At 61.6% G+C, this 10,909-nt stretch carries 12 protein-coding genes and 1 tRNA gene; 4 read left to right on the top strand and 9 right to left on the bottom strand.

Going from position 1 to position 10,909, the window contains the following annotated elements:
• Positions 1-112: 112 nt before the first annotated feature.
• Entirely contained in the window at positions 113-913 is an 801-nt protein-coding gene (locus L598_RS02450) for an aminopeptidase (protein ID WP_144859889.1), read from the bottom strand.
• Between the two features lie 370 nt (positions 914-1,283).
• Between L598_RS02450 and L598_RS02445 the strand changes: the two genes are divergently transcribed.
• A complete protein-coding gene (locus L598_RS02445; RefSeq protein ID WP_144859887.1) occupies positions 1,284-2,195 on the top strand; it encodes an NAD(P)-dependent oxidoreductase in 912 nt (303 codons plus the stop codon).
• Between the two features lie 2 nt (positions 2,196-2,197).
• The gene (locus tag L598_RS02440) at positions 2,198-2,932 is read left to right on the top strand and encodes a cyclase family protein (RefSeq protein ID WP_144859883.1); all 735 of its coding nucleotides are present in this window, start codon (positions 2,198-2,200) and stop codon (positions 2,930-2,932) included.
• A gap of 4 nt (positions 2,933-2,936) precedes the next feature.
• On the opposite strand, the gene L598_RS02435 is transcribed toward L598_RS02440, so the two are convergent.
• The 5 genes from L598_RS02435 to L598_RS02415 form a co-directional block, all read right to left on the bottom strand.
• Positions 2,937-3,530: a DUF4286 family protein gene (locus L598_RS02435; protein WP_144859880.1), complete on the bottom strand. Its 594-nt coding sequence runs from the start codon at positions 3,528-3,530 to the stop codon at positions 2,937-2,939.
• On the bottom strand, positions 3,527-4,291 hold the full coding sequence (locus L598_RS02430; protein WP_144859877.1) for an alpha/beta fold hydrolase: 765 nt from the start codon (positions 4,289-4,291) through the stop codon (positions 3,527-3,529). The genes L598_RS02435 and L598_RS02430 overlap by 4 nt, the downstream gene beginning before the upstream one ends.
• An 86-nt stretch (positions 4,292-4,377) precedes the next feature.
• Positions 4,378-5,745 carry an esterase-like activity of phytase family protein gene (locus L598_RS02425; protein ID WP_144859874.1) on the bottom strand — a complete coding sequence of 456 codons (1,368 nt, stop codon included), beginning with the start codon at positions 5,743-5,745 and terminating at the stop codon, positions 4,378-4,380.
• A gap of 321 nt (positions 5,746-6,066) precedes the next feature.
• A tRNA-Val gene (locus tag L598_RS02420) sits at positions 6,067-6,141 on the bottom strand.
• A gap of 118 nt (positions 6,142-6,259) precedes the next feature.
• Positions 6,260-6,622, bottom strand: a complete 363-nt coding sequence (locus L598_RS02415) for a response regulator (RefSeq protein ID WP_144859871.1) — start codon at positions 6,620-6,622, stop codon at positions 6,260-6,262.
• 204 nt (positions 6,623-6,826) lie between these two features.
• On the opposite strand from L598_RS02415, the gene L598_RS02410 reads away from it, so the two are divergent.
• Positions 6,827-7,717: an N-formylglutamate amidohydrolase gene (locus L598_RS02410; RefSeq protein WP_144859868.1), complete on the top strand. Its 891-nt coding sequence runs from the start codon at positions 6,827-6,829 to the stop codon at positions 7,715-7,717.
• A gap of 197 nt (positions 7,718-7,914) precedes the next feature.
• A complete protein-coding gene (gene hisN / locus L598_RS02405; protein WP_144859865.1) occupies positions 7,915-8,688 on the top strand; it encodes a histidinol-phosphatase in 774 nt (257 codons plus the stop codon).
• A 53-nt stretch (positions 8,689-8,741) separates the two neighbouring features.
• On the opposite strand, the gene L598_RS02400 is transcribed toward hisN, so the two are convergent.
• Genes L598_RS02400 through L598_RS02390 form a run of 3 tightly spaced genes read right to left on the bottom strand, consistent with a single transcriptional unit; the run spans position 8,742 to position 10,892 of the window.
• Complete coding sequence (locus tag L598_RS02400) at positions 8,742-10,196, bottom strand: glutamate synthase subunit beta (protein ID WP_144859862.1); 1,455 nt, start codon at positions 10,194-10,196, stop codon at positions 8,742-8,744.
• 49 nt (positions 10,197-10,245) lie between these two features.
• Positions 10,246-10,620: a PIN domain-containing protein gene (locus L598_RS02395; RefSeq protein ID WP_246658590.1), complete on the bottom strand. Its 375-nt coding sequence runs from the start codon at positions 10,618-10,620 to the stop codon at positions 10,246-10,248.
• Positions 10,617-10,892, bottom strand: coding sequence for an AbrB/MazE/SpoVT family DNA-binding domain-containing protein (locus L598_RS02390; RefSeq protein ID WP_144859859.1), 276 nt, complete (start codon positions 10,890-10,892; stop codon positions 10,617-10,619). The genes L598_RS02395 and L598_RS02390 overlap by 4 nt, the downstream gene beginning before the upstream one ends.
• Between the last annotated feature and the right edge of the window lie 17 nt (positions 10,893-10,909).

The following is a 10,909-nucleotide window of genomic DNA, read 5'->3' as shown; positions in this document are numbered from 1 at the left end:
CCTGCCGAAGCTTCGTGACGATCTCGTCGGGCTTGTGTCGCTTGTTTGCCATTGTGGTCCTCCTTCATGGTCAAAACCATACTTCAAGGTGGACCCGTTCAATGGGGGTGGATCAGCCGTACTCCTCGAGGTAGTCGCGCAGCACCCGCGCCGACGCGCCGCCCTCGATCCGGACCACCCGACCCTTCTCGACATGCAGCTCGATGGGATCCTCCAGCCGGCCGATGTGATGCATGGTCAGGTCGATAACCAGCTTGCCGTTGGCCGAGCCCTCGATGGGCGCCACGTTCAGCTCTCCGGTCGGGAACAGATAGTAGTATAGATTGCCGCCCTTGCGGTTCTCGTCCTTGTCGAAATCGACGATCTTGTAGGGGTCGAAGTCGTCACCGGGCAGCGGCGGCACGAAGATCCGGTCGTCAACCCGATAGGTGAAGTCGGTGCCGTAGCGCGAAGTGACGCGGCATTCCTTGGCGTCCACGCCGAAGATGTCCTTGGCCACGTAGTGCTTGCGCACCATGATCTGCTTCATATCGTCCGTGACCGCGCCGGACTGAAACCACTCCAGCGTCATGCCGCCGTCCATGCAGATTGAGGGGATGCGCGCTTCCATGGCGCGGAAGCTGGCGGGCGAATGCAGCATGCCGGTGGAGGCGAGCAGGATGTTGACGTCCGACTTCATCATCGCCTCGCATACGGCCGCCGGAGGATCATAATAGTCGGCGGGACGGCGCTCGAACAGGGCCACCGTCACGTCCGCGCCGATCTCCTGCAGGATGCTCATGACCGCCTGCCAGACGCGCGGATCGTGTGCGGTGTCGGTCAGCACAAGCGTCTTGTCGCCGGCTTTCACGTTCCGTACGAGCGGCCTCCGCAGATATTCCATGCTTCCCGTCATCAGGCTGTTGGACGACATCAATGACCTCCGTTGCGCAGGGCGTCGATGCCCAGCTTTGTTTCGTTGCGCACATAGCTTTCACGGATTCATGCGGTCGTCAATATGTGTCGACACTTTTGTTGAAGAGCCAGCCTAAGGTAAGGTTTGCTGCGCAATGATGCGGCCCCAAGTGATGCCGTGTTGCGGCGCGAATCGTCCATTATTTTCGATTTTTCCAGCGATTTTGCCACTATGACGCGCGGGAGCGTCCGAAAATGGCTTGTAAAAATGTCGGCCTGCGTCAAGAAGGGGCTTGACGCCCGGACATGACTGCCGCTTCTATCTCATTCATTCTGTCGACATAACAGCATGCTGGATGCATGCACCATAAAAGGGAGGACGAGGAGACATGCGCATCGGGTTCATCGGGGTCGGCGCCATGGGAGCGCCGATGGCCGAGCGACTGATCGGCGCCGGCCATGACGTTGTCGTGTTCGATCCTTCCGACGCCTCAGCAGGTCCGCTCGTCGACCGTGGCGCGGCGAGAGCGCGAACACCGGGCGAGGCCGCCGCCGGAACCTACGTCGTCTTCGGCTGCCTGCCAAACCCGCAGGTCAGCCGTGCCGTGGCGCTAGGGCCGGACGGGGTCGCGCGGACTGACGGTGTCTCAGCCTATGTCGAGATGTCGACCATCGGTTCGGCGACCGTCGTCGAGATCGCCAGGGCGATGGCGGAGCGGGGCGTCCTCTTCCTCGATGCGCCGGTGAGCGGCGGGCCGAAGGGCGCCCGCGCCGGCACGCTCACGACCATGGTGGCCGGCTCGGACGAGGCCTTCTCCCATTGCGAGGCGGCGCTGCGCACGATCGCCGCCAACGTCTTCCATGTGGGCAAGGCGCCAGGGCAGGGGCAGGTGGCCAAGCTCGCCAACAACATGATCTCCGCCGCCGCGATGGTCGCCTCCTTCGAGGCGGTGACGATGGGCGTCAAGGCGGGCATCGACGCCGACACGCTGGTCGACCTCATCAATGTGTCGACCGGGCGTAGCGGGGCGACGCTGGACAAGTTCCCGCACGCAATCCTGCCGCGAACCTTCGACTACGGCGGCAAGCTCGGCACCATGTACAAGGATGTGATGCTATGCCTGGAGGAGTATCGCAACCGCGCCGTGCCTCATCACGTCAGTTCCAGCGTGGCGCAGATCTGGTTCCAAGGCATGGCGGAAGGGCGTAGCGATGACGACTACACCAGCCTGATCAAGGTCATCGAGAACTGGGCAGGCGTGGAGGTGCGCGGCAAGGCTGCCTCCCGGGCGGGAGCATAGCCATGTGCGACGCCTGCCATCTGAAGAACACTCGCTGGAAGGGCTGGAATGACGTGCCTGCGCCGCAGATGGCCGGCGCCGGCGGTCCGTGGACCGATCTTTCGCACCGGCTGAGCGACACGCTGTCGGCCATCCCCAACTATCCGAAGCCGAGCTTCGAGAGGTGGCGCAGCATTCCGGAATACCCGGCCAACATCACGCTGATGAACATGGTGGTCCACCACGGCACGCATCTCGACGCGCCGAACCATTTCATCGCCGACGCACCGTCCTTCGACGAGGTGCCGCTCGAACGGCTCTATGGCCCCGGCGTGGTGTGGAGCTTCGACGTGCCAGAATACGGTTTCATCGACGTGCCCGAGCTCGAACTGGCGCGGCCGCAGGTCCGGCCCGGTGACATCGTGCTGTTCGACACGGGCTGGTGGAAGCGCGTCGACGACCCGTCCTACGAGCGCCATGCCTCGCTGACGCCGGAGGCGGCGGAATGGCTGCTCGCCCACCSGGTCAAGATGATCGGCGTCGACTTCGCCACGCCCGATCGCGCGCCGTCAAACCGGCCGGAAGGCTTCTACTGGCCAGTCCATCACATCCTGCTGCCGCACGGAATCCTGATTGCCGAGCACGTCACGAATCTCGGCCCGCTGTCGAACCGGCGGATCGAGGCGATCTTCACCGGTCTGAGCATTGCCGGTGCGGACGGCGCGCCGGTGCGGGCGCTGGCGCGGGCGGCGGATTGATCAATCAGTAGGGTCGATAGGTCGCTGCCAGCATGATCCGGCCGGCGGCATTGCCGAAGGCTGCGAGGTCAAGCGGCGGAATATGGTTGCCGGAAAACTCGCTGACCGAAAGCGTGAAGTCGCGTGCCGGCTCCACGCCGAGAAACACCCTGCTTTGCAGATGGCCAGGCGTGGCGTCGAAGCTTGCGGCAAGACCTGCGGCCAGCGCCTGCGCCGTTTCCGCGTCGCCGCCTGCGCAACGCAGCAGGAACAGGCGTGAAGCCTCGCCGGTCGGTTTTCCGCTCCGCGCGTCGGACCGTTCGGCGGTCAGGCGCTGCGGCCGGCTTCTGGAGGTCACGCGCCGCGTCCAAGGGCTGAAATTGGGTCCCGATACCGCCTTGTAAGCCTCACCCTCCAGCACGGCGAGCGAGGCGAGATCGTAGAGCGCCGCGTAGCGCGGGCCGTCCCCAAGCGAGATATAGCGGCGCGCGGTGACGAAACCGTCGATCGCCGCGCGCTCCGGCAGGTGCTCGGTATCGTACCATGCGTTGAACTCCTCCTCGACCCCAGGAGGCGGATCGGCCAGCACCAGCAGCAGCCCCGGAATGTCGGACGTCATGATGCGCCTCCCTCGATAAAGCCGGCGACGAGATCGCCGAATGTCCGCTCGCATTCGATCTGCATCATATGCGGCGCACCCTCCATCACGGCCAATCGGCTGCCGGGAATGGCGGCTGCCAGTGCGCGCTTGGCCTCGATCGTCGTCGCCGCGTCCTTCTCGCCCGCGATTACCAGTGTCGGTACAGTGAGCGCGGAGAGTCGGGGCAGAGCGTTATGTTCGGAGACGGCTTCCCAGGTAGCGGCGAAATTTGTCGGCTTGTTCGCAAGCAGCCGTCGCCGCACCGGTTCGGCCTTTCCTGTCGACAGATAGGGAGCCGTGAACCATCGTTCGAGCGTCGGCCCCGCCACCGCCTCCATGCCGCCTCGCTCCGCGTCGGCGCCGCGCTGCAGGATCGCCGGTCGCGCCGCTTCCGGGATCGCGGCGGGGCAGCCTGCAAGCACGAGGCGGGAAACGAGATCGGGACGCTCAAGCGCTATGTTTTGAGCCAGCATGCCGCCGAAGGAGACGCCGACCAGCGTGGCATGTTCTCCTCCGAGTCTTTCCAATAGATCAATGATATCATCAATATGGTTGGAAATGCGACCTGGCCTCTGCGCGTCCTCCGAGCGGCCGTGGCCGGTGAGGTCGATCGCGACGACGCGCCTTCCTCGTGCGAGACGTTTGGGCAGGCTTCCCCAGAATGTGCCATCCAGCCCGACCGGATGAAGCAGAAGGACGACCGGCCCGTTCCCTTCAGCCGAATAGTACAGATGCCGCATGCCGAGCCTCCTCCCGATGATCGAAAAAGAGCCGACTTTTTGTCGACACTTTTTCGATCATGTCAAGGATCCAGGCCAGCGCGCTACTATCGCGCGGCGAGGAAATCGCCGACTTCGAGCAGGATGAACTCGTTATTCGCGGCCGCACCGATCTCACGTCCCGCCGAGAAAGGCAGGTTGTTGTCATTGGCGACGAGGATATGCTTGTCGTCCACCCGCATCACATCCTCGATGGTAAAGAAGGGGAAGGTGAACTTTCCGGTCAGATCGCGATTTGCCTGGGTTTTCAACACGGCCTTTCCGTCAGGGTCGGCGATGTCCATCAGGTCGATATGGCCGATGCGAGGGATGAAGCCATCATCGTCAATCTGCGCGGTGTCGACCAGGACCACCCTCTTGACGCGTGCAGGGTTAGGATAGCAGGCGGACTTGTCATCGGTTTCGCAGGCAAGACTCGGATCGCCCTCGCCATTGTCGCGCTCGATCACGAGTGCACGGGTTTCATCGATGAAGTTGAAGTCGCCAATGGCTGCGGCGCCCTCGCCGAGGCGGAAGCGATAGCTCTCACCCGTCCATTCGCCCTTTCGGGTATCGAATGTGATGACGCGCAGGAAATCCCCTTCCGGCTGACCATCCTCGCCAAGAATCGGCTTCTCAAGCATGGCCCAGAGAAGATCGCTGTCTGGCTGCAGAGCCATGCCCTCATAGCCGCCTGAGCGCTGAACCTGATAGTCCTTGCCAGCAACGGCTGGAACGACAACACCGGGCGTGTCCGGGCCTTTCAGGGGCGTGCCGTCAAGCAGCGTCTCATATACGTCGATAACCCGGCCATCTTCCGTGGCTCGGATAATATAGGGACCGAATTCATCTCCGATCCAAATCTCGCCGTTGAGATACTGAATGCTTTCGGAGTCGAAATCAGCGCCAGTGAGATAGCGGCTTTCCGTGCCTTCATAAGCGATGCGGAAGGGCACCTTGCGATCAGGATCGCGCAGGAAGATCGTATCAAGACGCTCGACCTTCCCGGTTTCAAAATCGGGCTTCATGCGGTGGAAGAAGAGCAGTGCATCCGGGCTGTTGATCTTGGAGCCGAAGCCGTTGTCCGTGAGCACGAAGATGCTGTCATCCTCGGCGCGGTTCATCGCAAAGCCGGACATGCCTTGCACAGGCTGGCCAATGAAGGGTAGCGAGATGCCGGTTGGATGGCTGCCATAGGCCGCACCGACGTCGCCAGGCACAGACATGACCTCATGGTTGCGCAGGACGCTGGTGAACTTACCAGATACCCAGGCATCGCGTGGCGCATCCGTCGGGGGTGTGACAAGGGTGAGTGCGGGAAGATAGGCATGACCCGTCAGTTTGGCGCTGAATGCTTCCTCGGCTGAAGCCGGCGACTGCAGCGCCGCGAACGCAACACCCGCAGTCAGGATGTGTCTGAATATCGATGTGATCATAAAAAGCTCCTTGGGGATCCCGGTTTGGAAATGCCTACCGGAGGTAGCCGTCCTCTATGACGGCTGCTTGTCAGTTCGACGACGGTCTTATTACGGGATGCTTATAAACGCTGCGCCTGTGCGGGCGCCTGTCGACAAGCGTTGGAGGCATTCGATCCGGGAATGGCCTGCAAAACTGCAATCGGGCGATGGATTCGGTCATCGCGGACCTGCAAAAGCACGCCAAGAGGCCGCTTTTGCGAACAGGTTGCGTGCAACTGAGCCCCAGAAGGTTATTGAGGTGGGGAAGGCTGCTTAAATGTTTGAATTAAATGGGCTGGATGGTGGGCGTGACAGGGATTGAACCTGTGACCCCTACGATGTCAACGTAGTGCTCTCCCGCTGAGCTACACGCCCATCCGACGCCGCGCATAGACCATAGAACGGTCTCGTGCGTCAATAGCTGTTTGAGGCCGATGCGATCATAATGTCGACCTGTCGATCCAGCCGGCACTCGGGCCGCGCGGGTGTTGATTCAGGCTGCGTGAAGCAGCTTTTCCACCTCATTCACCAGATCGCGCAGATGGAAAGGTTTGGACAGGACCTTGGCATCCTTCGGCGCGTTGGAATCCGGATTGAGGGCAACGGCGGCAAAGCCGGTGATGAACATGACCTTGAGGTCCGGGTCGATCTCGGTGGCGCGGCGGGCAAGCTCGATGCCGTCCATTTCCGGCATGACAATGTCGGTGAGGAGGAGAGAGAACGGCTCCTCGCGCAAGCGTTCATAGGCGCTGGCGCCATTGTCGTAATCGATCACCTCATAGCCGGCGCGCTCCAGCGCCTTGACGAGGAAGCGACGCATATCGTTATCATCTTCAGCGAGAAGAATTCGTGCCATTTTTCCGTCCGGATCATGCCAAACGAGCTGTGTTGCGCGAGCCCGTTAACCGTTAACCTATATGAATCCCGGATGGTAAACATCAAGTGAATGATTTGGCTGCCCGGACTCGAGGGAGGCCGGCAGCCTGCAGGCTGGACATGCCGGGGTTCCGATGGCACGGTTCGAATGAAGAGAAGGGTGCCAAGAGGCTTGGATGATCGAATGAGTGCAGCGGCGGATTTTTCCGATATTCCAGCCTTCGACGTGCGCGCACCCGCCTATCAGCGATTTCCCTTCGTCTTCAACTCGCCGCATAGCGGCTCATATTATCCGAAACGTTTCCTCGCCATGTCGCGGCTGGATGCGATGGCGATCAGGCGCTCGGAAGACTGCTATGTGGACGAGCTGTTCTCGGGCGCCGTAGCGCTCGGCGCGCCGCTTCTCGCAGCCAATTTTCCGCGCGCCTATCTCGACGTGAACCGCGAGCCGTGGGAACTCGACCCGCGCATGTTCTCCGAGCCGCTGCCGCCTTTCGCCAATATCCGCTCGCCTCGCGTCGCAGGCGGGCTGGGGACCGTGCCAAAACTGGTCGGGGAAGGGCTGGACATCTATCACGGGCGGCTGCCGCTTGCCGAGGCGGCTTCGCGTATCGAAGCCATCTACAAACCCTATCACGAAGTGCTGACCGAACTCGTATCACGGACCCATGCGGCATTCGGCTATGCGATACTGATCGATTGCCATTCGATGCCCGCAAGCATTCGCGTCGGCGAGAACGGCTCGCGGCCGGACTTCATCATCGGCGACCGGTTCGGAATTGCGGCTGCAGCGGCGCTGACGGAATATGCGATCGCGCTACTTGCCGCCATGGGCTATACGGTGGCGCATAACAAGCCCTATGCCGGGGGTTTCATCACCGAGCACTACGGACGCCCGGCGCATGGGCTCCACGCCTTGCAGATCGAGGTCAATCGCGGGCTCTATATGGATGAGCGGAACCTGCAGAAGACCAGTGGGTTCGATCAGGTGGCGAACGACCTCACCCGTTTCGTGCGCGACCTCATGGCCATTCCGGAACAATATTTCGGCAGTCCGCCTCTCGCTGCCGAATAGGCAAAAAAAGACCGCCCCGTTTGCACGACGCGGTCGAATCTAGGGAGGAAACGCCCAAGGAGGGCAAGGACAGAACGAACTGTCCGAGGATGAGTTTATGTTGCGATGCACAATTGTCAAGGCCGAAGTGATCATTTTTTGACGCCTGTATAAACTTTGTGCAAAACCGCCATCAGTTCAGGTCTGGAGAACCAAAAATGACAGTTTCCGCCGCTTTCCTGCGGCGCCTTGCGGAGCGCGCCGGGCAAGAGACGCTGCCGCGTTTCCGCATGCCTGCCGCAGTGGACAACAAGCTCGTTTCGGGTTTCGACCCGGTGACGGAGGCCGACCGCGCCGCGGAAAAGGCGATACGCGCCCTTATCGCCGAAGAGTTCCCCGGGCACGGGCTGCTGGGCGAGGAATTCGGGCCGGAAAGGATTGACAGCAGCCATGTCTGGGTCATCGACCCGATCGATGGCACACGCGCCTTCATCTCGGGCCTGCCGTTATGGGGCACGCTGGTCGGGCTGACGGTGGATGGCGATGCGGTTGCGGGAATGATGTCGCAGCCTTTCACCGGCGAGTTCTTCTATGCCAATGAAGAGGGCGCGCATTACGAGGGGCCGGGCGGGCCGCGCCGGCTTGCGGCCCGGCGAACGACCGGTCTATCCGAAGCGACGCTGTGCACCACGACGCCGGCGCTGTTCGACGGGGCGCGACGCGCCCTCTACGACAGGGTAGAAGCCGCTGTAAGGCTGCCGCGCTACGGAACCGATTGCTATGCCTATGCCATGGTGGCGGCAGGACAGGTGGATCTCGTCATCGAATGCGGGCTCCAGTCTTACGATATCGTCGCCCTGATACCGATCATCGAGCGGGCAGGCGGGGTGATCACGACATGGGATGGCGGACCTGCCGAGAAGGGCGGCGACATTATCGCCGCCGCCACGCCTGAACTGCACCAGGCCGCGCTGGACTATCTGCGTCTGTAGCCGTCGCGGACCGGATCTATCCGAAAAGCGCAGACGCTTTTCGGCCCGATGCGCTATCTCGGCAGGACGGAACTTCCCATCAGGAACTCGTCGATGGCGCGCGCGGCCTGACGGCCTTCGCGGATCGCCCAGACCACAAGCGACTGGCCGCGTCTCACATCACCCGCTGCAAAGAGCCGGTCAATGCTGGTGCGGTAGTCCCTGTCATTGGCCGCGACATTGGTGGACCGGCGGGCATCCACAGTGATGGCAAGCTTTTCGCCGCATTCCTTGAGCACGCCGCCAGAGACCGGACCGGCAAAGCCGATCGCGATGAAGGCGAGGTCGGCGCGGATGACGAATTCCGTACCTTCTACCGGCCTGCGCTTTTCATCCACCTGGCAGCATTTGACGCCGGTCAACTGGCCGTCCTCGCCGATGAATTCGAGGGTTGCTACCTGGAATTCGCGTTCGGCCCCTTCCGCCTGGCTGGAGGAAGTGCGCATCTTGGTCGCCCAATAGGGCCAGACCCTCAGCTTGTCTTCCTTCTCCGGCGGTCGGGGCCGGATGTCGAGCTGGGTGACTCTCACTGCGCCCTGGCGGAAGGCGGTGCCAATACAGTCGGAAGCGGTATCGCCGCCCCCCACGACCACGACATGCTTGCCGGCGGCCAGGATCGGCTCGGCCGGCCAGGCCACGGAGGCGATGTCCTCGCCTGCCACGCGCTTGTTCTGCTGCACGAGATAGGGCATCGCATCGTAGACGCCGTCGAGCTCGGTGCCGGGGATGCCGGCCGGGCGAGGCACTTCCGAACCGCCGCAATAGAGCACGGCGTCATGCTCGGCCAGAAGCTCGGCGACAGGCTTGTCGACGCCGACATTGACGTTGCAATGGAAGGTGACGCCTTCTCCCTGCAACTGTTCGACGCGCCGGTCGATATAATGCTTTTCGATCTTGAAGTCGGGGATGCCGAAACGCATCAGGCCGCCCGGCTTGCTCTCGCGCTCGAAGACATGCACCTCGTGGCCGGCTCTCGCCAGCTGCTGCGCGGCGGCCATGCCGGCCGGCCCCGAGCCTATGATAGCTACCTTCTTGCCCGTCTTGTGATCGGCCGGATAGGGCCGGACATAGCCGAGCTCATAGGCTTTGTCGGCGATCGCCTGCTCGATCGTCTTGATGGCGACCGGGATGTCCTCGAGGTTCAGCGTGCAGGCTTCCTCGCAGGGCGCGGGACAGATGCGGCCGGTCCATTCGGGGAAATTGTTGGTCGAATGCAGGTTGCGGATCGCCGTTTCCCAGTCGCCGCGATAGACGAGATCGTTCCAGTCAGGGATCTGGTTGTGGACCGGGCAGCCCTGAGGCCCATGGCAATAGGGCACGCCGCAATCCATGCAGCGAGCGGCCTGTTTCTCGACTTCCGTGTCCGACATCGGCAGCGTGAATTCGCGGAAATGCCGGATGCGGTCGGAGGCCGGCTGGTACTTGTGGACCTGCCGGTCGATTTCGAGGAAACCTGTTACCTTGCCCATGCTATCGTCCCATTTCGGTGCGGTCAGTGCCGCAACCAGTTTTCAACCTTCAATCCCGGCAGGCGTTGAAAAGCGCGATCATCGGTAACCACTTCGCATCGAGCGCCAGCGATTGAGCGGCTATCCAAAGGTCATTCGCCCCGATCTGGTGGCCCTTTCGTTCCATGTCTACGCGAAGTGCTGCATATCGATCCTCGGCGGGCTCTTCGAGAGGCCATACGGTTATCGAATCGAGCAGCATTTCAAATCGATGAAGTCCTCGAACGTTGTTATTCTTCTTCAGTCCGAACAGAATCTCGCCTCTCACGATCAAACTCGTCCCGATCTCTTCTCCAATGCGAGCGCGCAAAGCCTGATCGACTTTTCCTCCTGGGTTCCGGAACGGGTCCGAAATAATATTGGTGTCGAGCAGATAGCGTGTCACAGCTTGATATCGTCGAGCGGCAATAGTCCTTTGTCGCCTGGATCACGCGGAAAGTCTTCGACAGGACCGTTTTCCTTCAGCCAATCGAGAACGTCGACAAGTGATTTTCGCCGGTCCTTAGGCCGTAGATGAACCGTACCATCCTCGTCTCGAGAGATCAGAACCTCGTCCCCTTCGAGCTCGAACTCCTTCGGTATTCTGACCGCCTGACTGCGTCCGTTACGAAACAATTTCGCGGTCCGTTTCCCTGCAGGGTTATTGTGTACGTTCATCCGACACCTCCGGATGG

Origin of the sequence: Mesorhizobium sp. J18 (genome assembly GCF_007829525.1) — a bacterium.
Classification (GTDB): Bacteria; Pseudomonadota; Alphaproteobacteria; order Rhizobiales; family Rhizobiaceae; genus VLJP01.
Note: the sequence above shows the minus strand (reverse complement) of the source record. Positions and strands in the feature narration are given on the sequence as shown.